The sequence below is a fragment of the Bradyrhizobium symbiodeficiens genome, from assembly GCF_002266465.3.
Lineage (GTDB): Bacteria > Pseudomonadota > Alphaproteobacteria > Rhizobiales > Xanthobacteraceae > Bradyrhizobium > Bradyrhizobium symbiodeficiens.
Window position 1 is genome coordinate 3,281,193 of the sequence record NZ_CP029427.2, and the last position, 18,117, is coordinate 3,299,309.

Annotated in this window: 15 protein-coding genes; 9 read left to right on the forward strand and 6 right to left on the reverse strand. The window is 65.8% G+C overall.

Annotated features, from left to right (window positions below; translation table 11 throughout):
* The first annotated feature begins 42 nt into the window (after positions 1-42).
* The 7 genes from CIT39_RS15010 to CIT39_RS15040 all read left to right on the forward strand — a co-directional run bounded on the left by CIT39_RS15010 (position 43) and on the right by CIT39_RS15040 (position 7,141).
* Positions 43-621, forward strand: a complete 579-nt coding sequence (locus CIT39_RS15010) for a hypothetical protein (RefSeq protein WP_094974749.1) — start codon at positions 43-45, stop codon at positions 619-621.
* Between the two features lie 154 nt (positions 622-775).
* Positions 776-1,360 (forward strand): NnrU family protein, encoded by a 585-nt coding sequence (locus CIT39_RS15015; protein ID WP_094974555.1) that lies wholly within the window; start codon positions 776-778, stop codon positions 1,358-1,360.
* 72 nt (positions 1,361-1,432) lie between these two features.
* Positions 1,433-3,025 (forward strand): class I adenylate-forming enzyme family protein, encoded by a 1,593-nt coding sequence (locus CIT39_RS15020; RefSeq protein WP_094974554.1) that lies wholly within the window; start codon positions 1,433-1,435, stop codon positions 3,023-3,025.
* Positions 3,026-3,192: 167 nt separating this feature from the next.
* Entirely contained in the window at positions 3,193-3,846 is a 654-nt protein-coding gene (locus tag CIT39_RS15025; protein ID WP_094974553.1) for a tetratricopeptide repeat protein, read from the forward strand.
* A 59-nt stretch (positions 3,847-3,905) separates the two neighbouring features.
* On the forward strand, positions 3,906-4,457 hold the full coding sequence (locus CIT39_RS15030) for a hypothetical protein (protein ID WP_094974552.1): 552 nt from the start codon (positions 3,906-3,908) through the stop codon (positions 4,455-4,457).
* Positions 4,458-4,505: 48 nt separating this feature from the next.
* Positions 4,506-5,888, forward strand: a complete 1,383-nt coding sequence (gene der, locus CIT39_RS15035; protein ID WP_094974551.1) for a ribosome biogenesis GTPase Der — start codon at positions 4,506-4,508, stop codon at positions 5,886-5,888.
* Positions 5,885-7,141, forward strand: coding sequence for a TCR/Tet family MFS transporter (locus CIT39_RS15040; protein WP_094974550.1), 1,257 nt, complete (start codon positions 5,885-5,887; stop codon positions 7,139-7,141). Before der ends, CIT39_RS15040 begins: the two co-directional genes overlap by 4 nt.
* A 221-nt stretch (positions 7,142-7,362) precedes the next feature.
* Here CIT39_RS15040 and CIT39_RS15045 read toward each other — a convergent pair whose 3' ends face one another.
* From CIT39_RS15045 to radA, 6 genes are all read right to left on the reverse strand, one after another.
* Positions 7,363-8,589, reverse strand: coding sequence for an ABC transporter substrate-binding protein (locus tag CIT39_RS15045; protein WP_094974549.1), 1,227 nt, complete (start codon positions 8,587-8,589; stop codon positions 7,363-7,365).
* Positions 8,590-8,756: 167 nt separating this feature from the next.
* Positions 8,757-9,899 carry an NHL repeat-containing protein gene (locus CIT39_RS15050; protein WP_094974548.1) on the reverse strand — a complete coding sequence of 381 codons (1,143 nt, stop codon included), beginning with the start codon at positions 9,897-9,899 and terminating at the stop codon, positions 8,757-8,759.
* 91 nt (positions 9,900-9,990) lie between these two features.
* Positions 9,991-10,731 (reverse strand): SDR family NAD(P)-dependent oxidoreductase, encoded by a 741-nt coding sequence (locus CIT39_RS15055; RefSeq protein ID WP_094974547.1) that lies wholly within the window; start codon positions 10,729-10,731, stop codon positions 9,991-9,993.
* A 158-nt stretch (positions 10,732-10,889) separates the two neighbouring features.
* On the reverse strand, positions 10,890-12,413 hold the full coding sequence (gene purF, locus CIT39_RS15060) for an amidophosphoribosyltransferase (RefSeq protein WP_094974546.1): 1,524 nt from the start codon (positions 12,411-12,413) through the stop codon (positions 10,890-10,892).
* 29 nt (positions 12,414-12,442) lie between these two features.
* On the reverse strand, positions 12,443-13,072 hold the full coding sequence (locus CIT39_RS15065; protein ID WP_094896648.1) for a CvpA family protein: 630 nt from the start codon (positions 13,070-13,072) through the stop codon (positions 12,443-12,445).
* A 168-nt stretch (positions 13,073-13,240) separates the two neighbouring features.
* Positions 13,241-14,686 carry a DNA repair protein RadA gene (gene radA / locus CIT39_RS15070; protein WP_094974545.1) on the reverse strand — a complete coding sequence of 482 codons (1,446 nt, stop codon included), beginning with the start codon at positions 14,684-14,686 and terminating at the stop codon, positions 13,241-13,243.
* 202 nt (positions 14,687-14,888) lie between these two features.
* Between radA and CIT39_RS15075 the strand changes: the two genes are divergently transcribed.
* Entirely contained in the window at positions 14,889-16,046 is a 1,158-nt protein-coding gene (locus CIT39_RS15075) for an ABC transporter substrate-binding protein (protein ID WP_244607583.1), read from the forward strand.
* A gap of 17 nt (positions 16,047-16,063) precedes the next feature.
* Positions 16,064-18,112, forward strand: a complete 2,049-nt coding sequence (locus tag CIT39_RS15080) for a putative bifunctional diguanylate cyclase/phosphodiesterase (protein WP_162308509.1) — start codon at positions 16,064-16,066, stop codon at positions 18,110-18,112.
* Positions 18,113-18,117 lie beyond the last annotated feature (5 nt).

The window sequence follows — 18,117 nt, forward strand, 5'->3', positions numbered from 1 at the left end:
GACGGTGCCACGTTTGTCCAAGTGGCATCGCGAGTTCGCATCATGTGGCGCAGCATCTTCATTCTTCTCCTGCTGGCGATATCGATCGCTGCGGCCGACGCGCGGCGCCGCCAGATTAATCCGATCCCGTTCGCGCACGAGCCGTGCAGTGTGCTCGACGGCCGGCCCTGCACGCCGTCCTATTGCAGCCCGCTCGAACCCGGTCCCTGCATCCCGGAGATCGATTATCCCTACGGCCAGAACCTTCAGCTGACGATCCAAAGCGTGCCGTCCGAGGCCGATCGCGCAAAGTATCAAAAGCCCGATCACGATCTCGACACGATCGGCGACCTCTTCGCCGAGCTGCGCAGCTGTTGGTCGCCGCCATCGGACAATATGCGCGCGGGCATGCAGATGTCGGTGCGTTTCAGCTTCAACAGGGCCGGTGGCCTGATCGGCCCGCCGCGCCTCACATTCGCGACCCCAGGCGTTCCGGCCGAAACCCGCACGACCTATCTGAATGCGATCAACGCATCGCTGAACGCCTGCCTGCCGCTGAAATTCACCGACGGACTCGCCGGCGCCCTGGCCGGGCGGCCGATCGCGATCCGCTATGTCGACAATCGCGAGTTGGGAAAATAGCTCTATCCCCTCATCCTGAGGAGCGCGTTCTTCACGCGCGTCTCGAAGGATGAAAGGCTCAGGTGTCGCAACAGCCGGCCTGCATGGTGAGAGTTGCGACCGCGGGCCAATCGATGATACGCCATTGGCGGGGGCTGCTTGAGGGGAGGATGTCGTGGGTCTGCTGGTCATGATCCTGGGGCTTGCGCTGTTTTTTGCGGCCCATGTGTTCACCACCAAACGTGAGGCGCGCGCGCAGGCGATCGCAAGGCTGGGTGAGGGGACCTACAAGATCCTCTATGCCGTGGTCTCGCTCGCGGGTCTCGCGCTGATCATCTGGGGCTTTGCGCATTACCGTGCGACGGGATGGATCGACGTCTGGTATCCGCCGAAGGCGATGAAGCACATCACGCTCGCCCTGATGCTGCCCGCGGTGATCCTGGTGGTCGCCTCTTATTTGCGCGGCCGCATCTACGCGACGCTGAAGCACCCGATGCTGGCCGGCGTCAAGCTGTGGGCGGCGGCGCATCTTCTGGCCAACGGCGACCTTGGCTCCATCATCCTGTTCGGCTCGTTCCTGGGCTGGGCGGTCTATGACCGCATTTCGCTGAAACATCGCACCGACGGCGGCGGCCCGCCGATCCCGGTGGGCGGCGTCAGCAACGATCTGATTGCGGTCGCCGTCGGCGTCGTGGCCTATCTTGCGCTGGCCTTTGCGTTCCACCCGGTCGTGATCGGCGTTCCCGTGATCGGGGTCTAGCCGGTCGGCACAAGACGAAACCGTGATGTCCATGCGTGGAAGCCAATAAGAGCAACAAGCGGGGGCCCTTCGATGGACTGGTCGCAATCTCAGATCCCGCCGATGCGGTTCGAGGGGCGCTTCGGCGACCGCGTGGTACCGGCCTTTTGCGACCGGCCGTCGAGCGTATGGGCGATGATCGCGGAGGCGCGCGATCGCAATGCCGACGGCGAGGCGCTGATCGCAGGCAATGTCCGGCTGAGCTGGCGGCAGGTTGTGGAGCAGGCTGCGCGGATCGCCGCGGGCCTCCGCAAGCTCGGCCTGCAGCGCGGCGACCGCGTCGCGATCCTGCTCGGCAACCGCATCGAATTTCCGCTGCTGCTGTTCGCCGCCGCGCATGAGGGGCTGGTGACGGTGCTGCTCAGCACGCGCCAGCAGAAGCCGGAGATCGCCTATGTCCTCGCCGATTGCGGCGCCAAGATCCTGATCCACGAAGCAGGCCTCGCCGAGCGGCTGCCCGATGCGCAGCAGGTGCCTGATCTCGTACACCGCATCGCGGTCGACGACGATCCGGCTCGCTCGCGCTTTGCGGCGCTCGCTGACAACCCGCCGGCGCCTGCGCCGGTCGAGGTGAGCGAGGAGGACACCGCGATGATCCTCTACACCTCGGGCACCACAGGCAAGCCGAAGGGCGCGATGCTCGCCCATTGCAACATCGTCCATTCCTCGATGGTGTTCGTGTCCTGCCTGCAATTGACGGACGCGGATCGATCGATTGCGGCGGTGCCGCTCGGCCATGTCACCGGAATCGTCGCCAACATCACGACGATGATCTGCTGCGCCGGTGCGCTGATCATCATGCCGGAGTTCAAGGCCGCCGATTATCTCAAGCTCGCCGCGCGCGAGCGCGTCACCTACACGGTGATGGTGCCGGCGATGTATAATCTTTGTCTGCTGCAGCCGGATTTCGACAGCTACGACCTGTCGAGCTGGCGCATCGGCGGCTTCGGCGGCGCGCCGATGCCGGTCGCCACCATCGAGAAGCTCAAGGCGACCATTCCCGGCCTGAAGCTGATGAATTGCTACGGCGCGACCGAGACGACATCGCCCTCGACGATCATGCCGGGCGAACTGACCGAAAGCCATATCGACAGCGTCGGCCTGCCGTGTCCCGGCGCGCGCATCGTCGCGATGGATCCGGACGGGCGCGAGCTGCCCGATGGCGAGATCGGCGAGCTCTGGATTCAGAGTGCTTCCGTCATCAAGGGCTACTGGAACAACCCGAAGGCCACCGCCGAGAGCTTCACCAGCGGATTCTGGCATTCGGGCGATCTCGGCTCGGTCGATGCGGATGGCTTCGTGCGCGTGTTCGACCGGCAGAAGGACATGATCAATCGCGGTGGTCTGAAGATCTATTCGGCCGAGGTGGAATCCGTGCTGGCCGGCCATCCCGCCGTGATCGAGAGCGCGATCATCGCCAAGGCCTGCCCGGTGCTGGGCGAGCGCGTCCACGCCGTGGTGGTGACGCGGGAGCCGGTCGCCGGCGAGGCCTTGCGGGCCTGGTGCGCCGAGCGCCTGTCCGACTACAAGGTTCCCGAGACCATGGCGATCACACCGGAGCCGCTGCCGCGCAACGCCAACGGCAAGGTGCTGAAGCGGCAGCTCCGGGAGCTTCTGGGCACTTGAGCCGGGCAGACGAACCCTGGGCTGTCCCGGGTGGTTAACGCCTTGATCGGGCTCGCTTTGCCTTGCCAGCGCCATATCGTTAGGGTACCTCGCCGCCACGTGGGGGACGGGATTCCTGACGCGAACGCCTTGGCGCGCGCACCCGGACGGGTATGGGATTAGCATAAGTGTCTGAATTATTTAACGAAGTCGACGAGGAAGTACGTCGCGAACAGTTCAAGAAGCTGTGGGACAAGTATTCGATTGTCTTCATCGCCCTGATGGTGCTGGTCGTGGCTGCCGCCGCTGGCTGGCAGGGCTACAAGTACTTTCAGGCCCAGAAGGCCGCCGCAGCCGGCGCCGCCTTCGAGAAGGCTGCCGAGCTGTCCGAGCAGGACAAGCACGCCGAGGCCGAGGCGGCCTTCACCGAGCTCGCCGGCAAGGCGCCGTCGGGCTATCGCACCCTGGCGCGCCTGCGTGCCGCGGCCGAGGCGGCGCCCCGCGACGCCAAGGCTGCTGCCAAGATGTATGACGACATCGCTGCAGACCGCAGCGTCGGTGGTGAGTGGCAGGATCTGGCCAGGATCCGCGCCGCCGGTCTGCTGCTCGACAGTGCGTCCTATGCCGACATGCAGCAGCGGCTGGAGTCTTCCGCGGCGCCCAAATCAACCTTCCGCCATAGCGCCCGCGAGATGCTGGCGCTGTCGGCCTGGCGCAACAACGACATGACCGCGGCCCGCAAATGGCTCGACGCGATCGGTGAAGACGGCGAAACGCCGCCCGGCCTGCGCTCCCGCGCCGAGGCGCTCCAGGCCCTGCTTCCGCCCGTCGCCAAGAGCTGAGCAAAAGAGCTGAGCAAGAACAGCCGACGACGGTCCTTAAGACGTAAACGAGACACAAGATGCGCCGCACGCCACGCTTGATCGCAGCCGCCGTCCTGATCGCCTTCACGGGCGTCCTGGGCGGCTGCTCCAGCTTCGATCCAAGCGACATGCTCGACTTCCTCGACACCAAGAAGAAGCTGCCGGGCGACCGCAAGCCGGTCTTCCCGGATGGCGTGCCGGGTCTGGAGCAGGGCGTGCCGAGAGAATTGTACAAGGGCGCGCAGCAGCAGCCGGATCCGAACGCGCCTGCCGTCGCGGCTTTGCCCGCGGAGCCGCCGCCCGAGCCGGCCAAGCCGGCGAAGGGAGCCAAGGCGAAGCACACCAGGCAGCCCGCCGCCGCAGCCGTCGCGCCCGCGGAGGCGCCCGCTGGCGAAGTCGACGGCGAGGCCCAGCCGGAGGCGGCGCCGGCCACGGCCGCTCCGCCGCCCAAGCACAAGATCGTCCGCAAGCGCACCACTGCGCCGCCGCCGGACCAGCCGGTCCAGCAGGCGCAACCGACCCAGACCACGCAGCAGCAGACGCAGGGCAGCTTCCCGGCGCCGCTGCCGAGCGGCAGCTTCTCGCGCTAATTTTTCATTGCATTGACAGACGCGGCTCCGGCAGCGCACGAATGACTGATGCCCTTCACAATTGCCATCATCGGCCGCCCCAATGTCGGCAAATCGACGCTGTTCAACCGTCTGGTCGGACAGAAGCTCGCGCTCGTCGACGACCTGCCGGGCGTCACCCGCGACCGCCGCGAGGGTGAGGCCAGGCTCGGCGATCTCGAATTCACCATCATCGATACCGCCGGCCTCGACGAGGGCGCCAAGGGCTCGCTGACCGCGCGGATGCAGGAGCAGACCGAGACCGCGATCGCGCAAGCCGATGCGCTGTTCTTCGTCGTCGATGCCCGCGTCGGTCTCACGCCCACCGACCGCGCCTTCGCCGATTTCGCCCGCAAGGCCAACAAGCCGGTGCTGCTGGTCGCCAACAAGAGCGAGGGCAAGCACGGCGATGCCGGCGCGATGGAAGCCTTCGCGCTCGGCCTTGGCGATCCCATCCAGATCTCGGCCGAGCACGGCGAGGGCATGGGCGAGCTTTACGACGCGCTCGCCAAGCTGATGCCGGAGCCCGTCGAAGAGGATGAGGCCGAGGACGACGCGCCCCTCACCGAGGAAGAGGCCGCGACGCGCCCGATCCGGGTCGCCATCGTCGGCCGGCCCAACGCCGGCAAGTCGACGCTGATCAACCATCTGCTCGGCGAAGAACGCCTGCTGACGAGCCCGGAGGCCGGCACCACGCGCGATTCCATCGCGGTCGAGATCAACTGGAAGGGCCGCGAGTTTCGCGTGTTCGATACCGCAGGTCTCCGCCGGCGCTCCCGCATCGAGGAGAAGCTGGAAAAGCTTTCGGTCGCCGACGCCCTGCGCGCCGTCCGTTTTGCCGAAGTGGTCGTGATGATGATGGATTCGCAGAACCGCTTCGAAGAGCAGGATTTGCGCATTGCCGATCTGATCGAGCGCGAGGGCCGCGCTGTCGTGCTCGCCGTCAATAAATGGGATCTAATGGAGAGCAAGGGGGGCGGCGCGATCTCGGGCCTGCGTCGCGATGCCGACCATTTGCTGCCGCAGATCAAGGGCGTGCCGATTGTCGCCGTCTCGGGCCTGATGGGCGAGGGCATCGATCGGCTGATGCAGGCGATCCAGGACGCCTACGCGCTCTGGAACAAGCGCGTGTCGACTTCGGCATTGAACCGCTGGTTCGAGCAGGCAGTCCAGGCCAATCCGCCGCCGGCCGTGTCCGGCCGACGGCTCAAGCTCAATTACATCACCCAGACCAAGGCCCGCCCGCCGAGCTTCGTGCTGTTCTGCTCGCGCGCCGACGCGGTGCCGCAGTCCTATCTGCGCTACCTCATCAATTCCATGCGCGAGACTTTCGAGCTGCCGGGCACGCCGGTGCGCATCACCTTGCGTGAGAAGGCCAACCCCTTCGCCCACAAGCGCAAGCGGCCGTCATGAGTGACGGCGCCGGCGAGGCGATGGCGCAGGGCGCTGCGCCGGTCCGGCGCGGTGCCGTCGCCTTCATCTTCGTTACCATCCTCCTGGACATGCTCGCGCTCGGCGTGATCATGCCGATCCTGCCGAAGCTGATCGAGAGCTTCGTCGACAACGACACCGCGCACGCGGCGCGCATCTTCGGCCTGTTCGGCACCGCTTGGGCGCTGATGCAATTCGTGTTCTCGCCGCTGTTGGGGGCGCTGTCGGATCGCTTCGGGCGGCGGCCGGTGGTGCTGCTGTCGAATTTCGGCCTCGCCGCCGATTACGTGCTGATGGCGCTGGCGCCATCCCTGCTGTGGTTGTTCGTCGGCCGCGTGATCTCCGGCATCACCTCGGCCAGCATTTCGACGGCGTTTGCCTACATCGCCGATATCACGCCGCCGGAGCGGCGTGCGGCGGTGTTCGGCCGGATTGGCGCGGCCTTCGGCGCCGGCTTCATCCTGGGGCCAGCGCTTGGCGGCCTGCTCGGCGATATCGATCCGCGGCTGCCGTTCTGGGCGTCGGCCGCGCTCAGCTTCGCCAATGCGCTCTACGGGCTGTTCGTCCTGCCGGAATCGCTCGCGCCCGACAAGCGCCAGCCGTTCCGCTGGAGGAGCGCCAGTCCGGTCGGTGCGCTCCGCCTGCTGCGCTCCAATGCGATGCTTGCCGCGTTGTCCGTCGTCAATTTCATCGCGCAGGTCGCGCATGTCGTGCTGCCTTCGACCTTCGTGCTCTATGCGACCTATCGCTACGGCTGGGATTCCAAGACGGTAGGATTGACGCTGGCTATGGTCGGCATCTGCGCCATGGTGGTGCAGGGGCTCGCAATCGGCGCCATCGTGCGGGTGCTCGGCGAGCGGAATGCGCTCCTGCTCGGCCTGTGTTGTGGGGCGCTCGGCTTTTTGGTCCTCGGCAGTGCGCCGACCGGGCCGCTGTCCTGGATCGGGATTCCCATTCTGGCGCTGTGGGGCATCTCGGGTGCAGCCTCGCAAGCGCTGATGACGCGGCTGGTCGCGCCCGATCAGCAGGGCCAGCTCCAGGGCGCGACCGCGAGCGTGCAGAGCGTGTCGCAGCTCGTCGGCCCCTTCCTGTTCACGCTCACATTTTCATATTTCATCGGCGCCAGCGCGCCGCTGCATCTGCCCGGCGCGCCGTTCCTGCTCGCGGCGATGCTGATGGTGGTCTGCGTGGCGATCGCGGTGCGGACGCTGGGGGCGGCGAAGACGGTCTCGTAGGGTGGGCAAAGGCGCACAAGCGCCGTGCCCACCATCCGTTCATGGAAGCAAGAAGTCGTGGGCACGCTTTGCTTTGCCCACCCTCCGGCAGCCTGTAATCGCCAAATCGAGCCGTATGGCGGATTAGCGAAGCGTAATCCGCCATCTCCCTCTGCGTAAGAAAAGAGGCGGGTTACGCCTTGCGGCTAACCCGCCCTACGATGTGTGCTACGCTCTGGCGGTTACTTCTTCACCAGCGGACACTCGCTGTCCTTGAGCGGCTTGGCGGCGTCTTCCGCCGAGATCGTGGCGATCTGCTTGTAATAGTCCCACGGCCCCTTCGACTCCTCGGGCTTCTTCACCTCGAACAGGTAGGCCGGGATGAGGCGGCGGCCGTCCTGACGCAGCGGTCCGTTGCCGAACAGCGGATCGTCGGTCGGCAGCTCCTTCATCTTGGCGACGACCTTGGCGCCGTCATGCGGATTGCCGCCGAGCGCGTCCATCGCCTTCAGATAGTGCAGCACCATCGCGTAGTTGCCGGCTTGGGTCATCGACGGCATCGCGTTCTTGCTCGCGAGCGCCGAGAAACGCTTGGACCATTCGCGGGTCTTGTCGTTCAGGTCCCAGTAGAACGATTCCGTGAAGGTCAGCCCCTGTGCGGTCTTCAGGCCCAGCGAATGCACGTCGTTGATGAACAGCAGCAATGCCGCGAGCTTCTGACCGGCGGAGACGATGCCGAATTCGGCCGCCTGCTTGATCGAGTTCGTGGTGTCGCCGCCGGCATTGGCGAGGCCCACGACCTTGGCCTTGGACGATTGTGCCTGGAGCAGGAAGGACGAGAAGTCCGCGGTGTTGATCGGATGCTTGACGCTGCCAAGCACCTTGCCGCCGTTTGCGGTCACGACCGCCGTAGTGTCGCGTTCGAGCGCGTGGCCGAAGGCATAATCCGCGGTCAGGAAGAACCAACTGTCACCGCCGGCCTTGGTCAACGCCTTGCCGGTGCCGTTGGCCAGCATGTAGGTGTCATAGGTGTAGGAGACCGTGTTCGGCGTGCAGGCCTTGCCGGTCAGGTCGGCGGAGGCGGCGCCGGAATTAAGCAGGACCGCATTCTTTTCCTTGACGAGATTGCTGACCGCCAGCGCGACACCGGAGTTCGGCGTATCGGCAATCGCATCGACCTTCTCGTTGTCGATCCACTGCCGGGCGATGTTGACGCCGACGTCGGGCTTGTTCTGGTGATCGCCGCTGATAACGTCGATCTTCCAGCCTTTCTTGAGCAGGCCGGAATCCTCGACCGCCATCTTGATCGCAACCACGGAATTGGGGCCGCCGATGTCGGCATAGAGGCTCGACATGTCGTTGAGCACGCCGATCTTGACGGTCTTGTCCTGCGCGTAGGCGGATGTTGCAAAGCCGAAGGCGGCACAGGCCAGAAGGGCCGCGGAGCGGCGCACGAGCGTCGTCGTCATAAAAGGTTTCCTCCATTGTCAAATATGCGGACGGCTCTCTTGCGGAGCCTTGTTCCGGCTGATGGCTCTAGCCTGTCCCAGGGCCGGCGGCAATGCGCCTAAAGCCGGATGACGCTGCGTCGTAGCGTCATCTATCGGTTAACTTTTGGGCAAAATGCGTTGAGACGCTATTTGAGCGCGTCCGATGTCAGCTTGAATTTCTGGATGCGCTTTCCGGTGTCGACCTCGGCGGTATAGACATTACCCTTGGCGTCGATCGCCATGGCATGCACCCAGTGGAATTGACCGGCGTTGCGGCCGTTGTGCCCGAAGCTGCCGACTACGCTGCCGTCGTCGCGCTTGATCACCCTGATCTCGTTGTTCTCGCCGTCGGCGCTGAGCAGCCAGGTCTGCTTCGGATCGGGCCAGATCGCGATGTCCCACACCGCGCCGTTGCCGAGCGTGTTCTTCTCGAAGAAGAACTCCTTCACGAAGCTGCCGTCCTTCTTGAACACCTGGATGCGGTTATTGATGCGGTCGCAAACATAGACGAGGCCGTCATTGGCGAGCTTCACGCAGTGCACGGGATTGCCGAATTGCTGCGCGGCCTGCGCCTTGGGATCGTACGGCCCTTGCTTGGCGTCGTCGGGCTTGTTGCCATAGGCGCCCCAATGCCGCTTGTAGGCGAGCGTCGTCGCATCGAACACGATGACGCGGCGGTTGCCGTAGCCGTCGGCGACGTAGATCTCGTTGGCCTCCTTGTCGATCGCGGTCTCGGCGGGCTTGCCGAGCTGCGTCGTGTCGTTGCTGCCGAGGCTCGGCGCGATCTTGCCGATCTGGGCGACGAACTTGCCGTCGAGCGTGAACTTCAGAATCGCGTTGTCGTTGTCGGCGTTGCCGCCGATCCAGACGAAGCCGCGCTCGTCGACCTCGATGCCATGCTCGCGGCCGACCCATTCGTAGCCCTGGCCGGGACCACCCCATGAGCGCAGCAGATTGCCCTCGGCATCGAACTCGAGCACGGGCGGTGCTGAGATGCAGCATTTCGAGCGCGGCGGGTTGAGGCTCGCGCCCTTCTCGTCATCGGTGAGCGAGCGCGGGCGATGGATCACCCAGATATGGCCCTGCCCATCGACGGTGATGCCGCCGACCTGGCCGAGGATCCAGTTGTTCGGCAGCTGCTTCGGCCAGGAGGCATCGACCGCGAAGGTCGGAACGTCGCCGGCGATCGCCGCACATGGAAGCGCGAAGACGACGGCTGCGATCAGAATGGAGAGAGCGTGACGTACGAGCGCAGACGCAGAGCCTGCGCGATCATGCCATGGCGCCATGGCAACCTCCCTTTTCTGGCGTGCGGCTTGCTGCCGCTTGAGCGCGGGCAGTCAATCGCGGGGAGGCAGTCGAGTCAATCAGGCTAGGGACTTACGCGGGCGAACGGAAGCTCATCAGGCTGCGGGTCTTGTAGTCGTAGAATTTGCCGGTCTCGGTCCAGTCGGGCGCGCACATCGGCACGATGAATTCGGCGACCTGCTCGGCCGTGTCGAGCGTCGCCGGGTCTTCGCCCGGCATCAGCGTGGCGCGCATGCGGGTGCGGACCGGGCCGGGGTTGAACAGATTGACGCGTAGCTTGGTGTTCGCGGTCTCCTGCGCCCAGGCGCGGGCCAGCGTCTCCAGCGCGGCCTTGGACGCCGCGTAGGGGCTGACATAGGCCGTCGCCTTGTTGGCGGCACCCGAAGTGACGAACACGGCGCGGCCGGCGTCGGACTGCTTCAACAGCGGCTCCATGCAGCGGATCAGCTGGAAGTTGGCGGAGACGTTGACGGCCATCACGTCGGTGAAGGTCTTCAGCTCAATATGGCCGATCGGCGAGGACGGGCCGAGCACGCCGGCATTGCCGACGAGGATGTCGAGCTTGCCGTAACGTTCGTGCAGGCCGGCGCCGAGCCGCGCGATGCCGTCGGAATCGGTGAGGTTCAGCGGTACCAGCGTGGCGCTGCCGCCCAGTTTCCGGATCTCGTCGTCGAGCTCCTCAAGCCCGCCTTGCGTGCGCGCGGTGGCAACGATATGCGCGCCGGCCTTGGCGAGCGCGATGGCCGTGGCATAGCCGATGCCGCGCGAGGCGCCGGTGACGAGAGCGATGCGGTCGGCGAGGGGATTGGTCATGCGAGGGGTTTTACAGGCGTGGACAGCCGGGACAAGCCCCCGCGTGCTCGTCATTCCGGGGCGATGCGAAGCATCGAACCCGGAATCCAGAGCTTACAAGACGACATCGAGATCCTCAGGTACGCGCTATCGCGCGCCCCGAGATGACGGCCCCGTCCTCAGCTCGCTTCCGCCAGCAGCGACAGCTGCCGCGGCTGCTGCTCGGTCTGGGTCTGGTCGGTGAGGTGGGTCGGATAAGCGCCGGTGAAGCAGTGATCCGAGAATTTCGGATTGGCCGGGTCGCGGCCGGGCTCGCCCATCGCGCGGTACATGCCGTCGATCGACAGGAAGGCGAGCGAGTCGGCGCCGATGATCTCGCGCATCTCCTCCAGCGAATGCGTCGCCGCCAGAAGCCCGCCGCGATCCGGTAGGTCGATGCCGTAATAGTCGGGATAGAGGATCGGGGGCGAAGCGAGGCGGAAGTGCACTTCCTTGGCGCCGGCATCGCGCATCATGCGAACGATCTTCTTCGAAGTGGTGCCGCGCACCAGCGAATCGTCGATCAGGATGATGCGCTTGCCTTCGATCGCGGCGCGGTTGGCGGAATGCTTCATGCGCACGCCGGATTCGCGGATCGCCTGCGTCGGCTGGATGAAGGTGCGGCCGACATAGTGGTTGCGGATGATGCCGAGCTCGAACGGCACGCCCGAATGCTGGCTGTAGCCAACCGCGGCGGGCACGCCGGAATCCGGCACCGGCACCACGACGTCGATCGGCACGTGGCTCTCGCGCGCGAGCTGTGCGCCGAAGGCCTTGCGCACTTCGTAGACGGAGCGGCCGTGGACGATGGAATCCGGACGGGAGAAGTAGATGTATTCGAAGATGCAGGGGCGCGGCGCCATCGGCGGGAACGGCTTGTGAATGTCCTGGCCGCTCTCGTCGAACACGATGACTTCGCCGGGCTCGATGTCGCGGACGAAGCGGGCGCCGATGATGTCGAGCGCGCAGGTCTCCGACGTCAGGATCGGGCAGCCGTCGAGCTCGCCGAGCACCAGGGGACGGATACCGCGCGGATCGCGCGCGCCGACCAGCTTCTTGTTGGTCAGCGAGACCAGCGCATAGGCGCCCTCGATCTCGCGCAGCGCGTCGATGTAGCGCTCGATGAAGCGGCTGCGCCTGGAGCGCGCGACCAGGTGCAGGATCACCTCGGTGTCGGTGGTCGACTGCATCATCGCGCCGCTCTTCACGAGCTCGCGGCGCAGCGTCAGGCCGTTGGTGAGGTTGCCGTTGTGCGCGACCGCGAGGCCGCCGGCATTGAGCTCAGCGAACAGCGGCTGCACGTTGCGCAGGATGGTGGCGCCGGTGGTGGAGTAGCGGACATGGCCGACGGCCATATTGCCGGGCAGGCGGTCGATCACCTCGCGGCGGGAGAAGGTGTCGCCGACGAGGCCGAGCCGGCGTTCACTGTGGAAGCGACTGCCGTCGTAGGAGACGATGCCGGCCGCTTCCTGACCGCGGTGCTGAAGGGCGTGCAGGCCGAGCGCGGTGATGGCGGCGGCGTCAGGGTGGCCGTAGATGCCGAAGACGCCGCATTCCTCGCGCAGCGTATCTCCTTCCAGGTCGTCCTGAACCTCCAGCGCGGCCGGGCCCGGGCCGGCGTTGGGATCGAGATCAGATTGGGCGTCCTGGTCAGGGTATCGCATCTCGTCCGCGCCTCTCTTTTGGGGCTAAATCAACGCGCCGCAGGTTTCTCGATCAGCTTTTTCAGGCCGTCACGAGCAGGTTTACTGTATCCGTCGCCACTGCCCGAAGGCTGCTGCTCGGATTCAGCTTGATCATCATCTGGTTTGTTTTTCTTGAATCTCTTCAAGATGGTGTTCTCGGGGTCGTCAGGCAAGAGCGCCATCAGCCAATCCCCGGTTCCCTGCAGCACCACGCGGGATTTGGCCCCCGTGACCCAGTCCGGACGCTGCTTGTCCGGAACCAGCCAGGTGAAGAACAGGAAGGCGACCACGACGATCAAAAGCCCGCGAGCCAGCCCAAACAGGAAGCCGAGGGTCCGATCCAGGGCGCCGATCCTGGAATCCAGGATCATGTCGGAGATCCGGACCGTGATCACGGAGACCACGACCAGGGTGCCCACGAACACACCGGCGACGACGACGACGCTCGCCACAGTGTCGTTGTTGAAATAGCTCTTGGCGGTCGGCAGCAGCTTCGAGAACGAGTACAGCGTCACGATCGCCGCCGCGCCCCAGGCCGCGATCGACAGGATTTCGCGCATGAAGCCGCGGACCATGGCGAGCAGGCCCGAAATCAGCATCACACCGAGCAGGATCAGGTCGAGGAGTGTTACTGGCATCGGCTGGTCTGGTCCGCTCGTACGTCGAAGGTGCTCTAGCCGAATCGGTGTTTGGCCGCTGCCCTAAAAGAGGGGCAGACGGCGTTCCCGGCAAGGCCGCAACCACGCAATCCCATGCTGCTTTTGTGACGGCTGTATAGCGGCGGGGGCCTCCGGCGTCACCTCCACCTAACCCTCTCCACGGCGGAATCTTGCCGGTGTGGCATTTTTCTCCGCCGGCGCGTTCGATTCGCCCCGGCGGGAGCCGCGGGCGGCGATCTCGGCCACCAATGTCGTCAGGCTGTTGACCGCGTTCAGCGTCAATCCGGCATCGCCGCCGCTCTCGCCCCGGGCCGATTCGGGCAGCACGGCGCGCTGGAAGCCGAGTTTCGCGGCTTCCTTCAGCCGGGCTGGGGTCTGCGCCACCGGGCGCACCACGCCGGACAGCGAGATCTCGCCGAAATAGACCGCATCCGTCGGCAACTGCGCATTAACCAAGGATGACACCAATGCCGCGGCGGCGGCGAGGTCGGCCGCCGGCTCGTGGATGCGCAGTCCGCCGGCGACGTTCAGATAGACGTCGTGGCCGGACAGCTTGACGCCGCAATGGGCTTCCAGCACCGCCAGCACCATCGACAGACGACTCGGGTCCCAGCCAACCACGGCGCGCCGCGGTGTCCCGAGAGAGGTCGGCGCCACCAGCGCCTGCAATTCGACCAGAACGGGCCTCGTGCCCTCGATGCCCGCGAACACTGCGGTGCCCGGCGTGCCGAGGTCGCGCTCCGACAGGAACAGCTCGGAGGGGTTGGTGACTTCGCGCAAGCCCAGGCCCGTCATCTCGAACACGCCGATCTCGTCGGTCGGACCGAAACGGTTCTTCACGGCGCGCAGGATGCGGAATTGCTGCGAGCCTTCGCCCTCGAACGAAAGCACGGCGTCGACCATGTGCTCGACCACGCGGGGGCCGGCGATCTGGCCGTCCTTGGTGACATGGCCGACCAGGATGATGGCAGCGCCCGTCTTCTTGGCGAAACGGATCAGCGCCTGCGCCGAGGCGCGGACCTGCGTCACGGTGCCGGGCGCCGATTCCACCGTGTCGGTCCACATCGTCTGGATCGAATCGATCACGATCAGCCGGGGCACCGCGCCCTCGGACAGCGTCGAGACAATGTCCTCGACCGAGGTTTCGGCGGCGAGCTGCACCGGTGCATCCGACAGCCCAAGCCGTTCTGCGCGCAGCCGCACCTGCGCGACCGCCTCTTCGCCCGATATGTAGACGATGCGGTGGCCGGCACGCGCCATCATGCTGGTGGCCTGCGTCAGCAGCGTCGATTTGCCGATGCCGGGATCGCCGCCGACCAGCAGCACCGAGCCACGGACGAAGCCGCCGCCGGTGACGCGGTCGAGTTCGGTCATGCCTGAGGACAGGCGAGGCGCATCCTGGGTTTTCCCCGACAGGCTCTCCAGCGCAAACGTCCGTCCCTTGCGCTTGGAGCGGATCGAGACGGGGACGCTGCCGGTGGCATCCTCCTCGGCGAGCGTATTCCACTCGCCGCAGGATTCGCACTTGCCCTGCCAGCGGTTATAGGCCGCGCCGCAGTTCTGGCAGACGAAGGAAAGCGTGTTCTTGGCCATGGGGACAGCGAGTCGCGGGTTTCGGGTTTGCTGATAGCACGGAATGACAGGTCGAGGAGCGAACTGGGCGGCACCTCGGATACCGCAATTCCATGTGCCCGATACACCCTTTGTTAGCTCTACCGGCCGCGCCCTGCGGAACTTTGCCAAATGTTAGCGGACGCGGGTCCAGCATTGGAACCAAGCGGGGATGGCGACACGAATGACGGGATTTTTGCGGATATTGCTCGCTGCGGGCATGGCCTGGGGCGTTCTCATGCCGCCAGGAGGCGCCGTTGCGGCTGCTGCGAAGCGTCTCGACATCGTCTTCGTCAATCCCGGCAAGACCGGCGAGGTCTATTGGGACATGGTCGCGCAGACCATGCAGGCCGCTGGCCGCAAGCTCGACGCGCATGTCGAGGTGCTGACCAGCGAGCGCAATTATCGCACCATGCAGGAGCTCGGCTTCGGCGTGCTGGCGCGTCGCGACAAGCCCGATTTCCTCATCCTGTCGAACGAGGAATCCGCCGCCGTCCCGATCGTGGAAGCGGCCGAGGCTGCCGGCGTCAAGACGTTGCTGCTCTCGAACACGCTGATCGGCGAGGATGCGGTGCGTCTCGGCCCGCCGCGCCAAAAACTCAAGACCTGGCTCGGCGATATCACGACCGATCTCCAGACGGCGGGCGCCCGGATGGCCAACGCCCTGATCACCGCCGCGCGTGACGAGAGATGGCAGAGCCCGGACGGCAAGATCCACCTTCTCGGCATCGGCGGGGACGAGATCACGCCCGCCTCGATCGTGCGCAACGCCGGTCTCAAGCTCGCGGTGGATGCCGCGCCTGACGTTGTGGTGGACCGGTTGCTGTTCGCCAACTGGACGCAGTCGGAGGCCGAGACTGTCACCGCGAATTATCTAAGCTGGGCATCGCGCAAGGAGATCCGCCCGGCCGGTATCTGGGCCGGCAACGATCCCATGGCGCTCGGTGCGATGCGCGCGGTGATTGCCGCCGGCCTCGTGCCTGGCCGCGACATCCAGCTCGTTGGCCTCAACTGGTCGGAGGAGGCGCTGCGCGAGATCAGGGCAGGCCGCCTGCTGCTGACCGACGGCGGGCATTTTCTGCTCGGCGGCTGGTCGATCGTCCTGTTGCGCGACTATGCCGACGGCTGCGATTTCGCGGCTGTGTCGCCTCGGGTCGAGGTCAAGACGTCCGCGATCACGCGCCAAAATCTCGGTTCGGTCGGCGACCTCATCAAGACGCGAGCGTTCGACCGGATCGACTTCGCCCGCTTCAGGGCGAAGGCGGGTCGCTGCGGCCATTATGACTTTTCCCTCGACGCGCTCATTTCGTCCCTGCCGGTTCCCGAAGGCGTTGCCGACTGATGAGCAAGGATGAGGCGATGACTGATCCCGAACGCCTCGAGCCGGCCGCGCCGCGCTTGCGCCCGGTCGTTCGCGCCATGATCTGGGCTACGGTACCCGTGCTGCTGCTGGTGCAATTGCTCGCCTCAACCGGCATGGAAGCTTCGAGCTTCTGGTCGCAGATCAGTCAGCTCGACGCCCACATGGCCCGCGTCGCCGAGAGCCGGGCCGAGCTGATCGCCGAGCCGCTCTGGAAGATGCGCTACGACCAGGTGACGGGCGTGCTCAACGAGATCATGAACGACGAGACCATCGCGGGAGCGACCGTCTATGACGATACGGGCGCAGCGATCGCCCGCGTGGTGGCGCGCTCCGAAGACCATTCGATCGCAGAGATCTCGCGCCCGGTCCATTACAGCAACGGCAACATGGCGGTTCAGGCCGGCCGTATCGTGATCGCTTATTCCCATGCGGGGCTCTACGCGGACGCGGGCAGCCGGATGGTGCGCCTGCTGGTCGTCGGCCTGCTCGCGACGTTGGCGACCCTGATCGCGATGCGGATCTCCGCCAACATCTTCATCGGCAGGCCGCTGGCGGCCATGATGTCGGCGATCCAGCGCAGCAAGCAGGACGGCCGGGCCTATCCGGCGGACGTCAAATCCTCCAACGAATTCGGCCAGCTCGCGCGCGCCTTCAACGCCATGCAGCACACGACATCGGGCGCGCTCGACCGGCTCGGGCACATGGCCGGGCACGATCCGCTCACGGGACTGCCCAACCGGCGCTCCCTGACCGAGCGGCTGGCCGTGGCGAGCCGCGATGGAGGCAGGCCGGACGCGCTGGTCGCGTTCTGCTTCATCGATCTCGACGACTTCAAGGGTATCAACGACACTTTCGGCCACGAGGCCGGCGACAATTTCCTGGTTCATATCGCCGAGCGCCTTCGCGGCGCGGTCGAAGCGGAGGACTGGGTCGCCCGGCTCGGCGGCGACGAATTCGTCGTCATCCGTCCCGAGGTCGGTCACGAAAAGGCGGCGCACGCATTCGCCCAGCAGGTGCTGGACACCATTTCCGAACCGATTCGGCTTCACGACAAGCAGGTCGTGCCGCGCGCCAGCATCGGCCTCGCCGTGCGCCGCGCCGACGATCCGGAGTTGTCGCATCTGCCGACGCTGGCCGACATCGCGCTCTATCACGCCAAGAGCAAGGCGCCCGGCACGGTCGCCGTGCTGGACGAAGCGCTCCAGCGCGATTACCGCCGCGACAGGGATCTCGAACTCGCCATTCCCGCCGGCTTTGCCGAGCGACAGTTCGAGGTCTGGTACCAGAGCCAGGTCGACCTCGAAAGCCACGACGTCGTCGGCCTGGAGGCGCTGATCCGCTGGCGCCATCCCGAACATGGCGTGATCGGTCCCGGCGAATTCCTGCCGCTGATCGAACGCAGCGGCAACAATGCGCAGCTGACCCGCTACGTGCTGACCGATGCCTGCCGGGCCTTGCAACGCCTGGCCGCCGCCGGCAGGTCGCAAATCCGGATCGCGATCAATCTGCCGCCGTCCGAGCTTGCCGACCACTCGCTCGCCGCCGAGCTGCGCGCGACCTGCGCGCGCTTCGACGTTGCGGCCAGTTCGCTCGAGCTCGAGATCACCGAGGGATCGCTGATCAACAACATCGCCAGCGCGACCGAGACGCTGCATCGCTTGCGCCGCCTGGGTGCTACCATCGCGCTCGACGATTTCGGCACCGGCTACAGCTCGCTCGCTCATCTCAGGCGCTTCCCGCTCGACAAGGTCAAGATCGACAAGGCCTTCATCAGCGAGATTCCCGATAGCGCGGAAGACAAGGCGATTGTCGGCGTGATCGCATCGCTCGCCGGCACGCTGGGGCTCACTTTGGTCGCCGAAGGCATCGAGCGGCCCGGGCAGGCGGCGGCCATGCGCGAGATGGGCGTGAGGTTCGGGCAGGGCTATCTCTACCAGCGGCCGCAGCCGCTCGACGCCGTGCTGGAATGGCTCGAGAAACGGCCGAGGGCCGGGAGCCGCATCGTCACCGACAGCCCGTCGATCGCGCCCGAATTCGCCGCCTGAGCGCA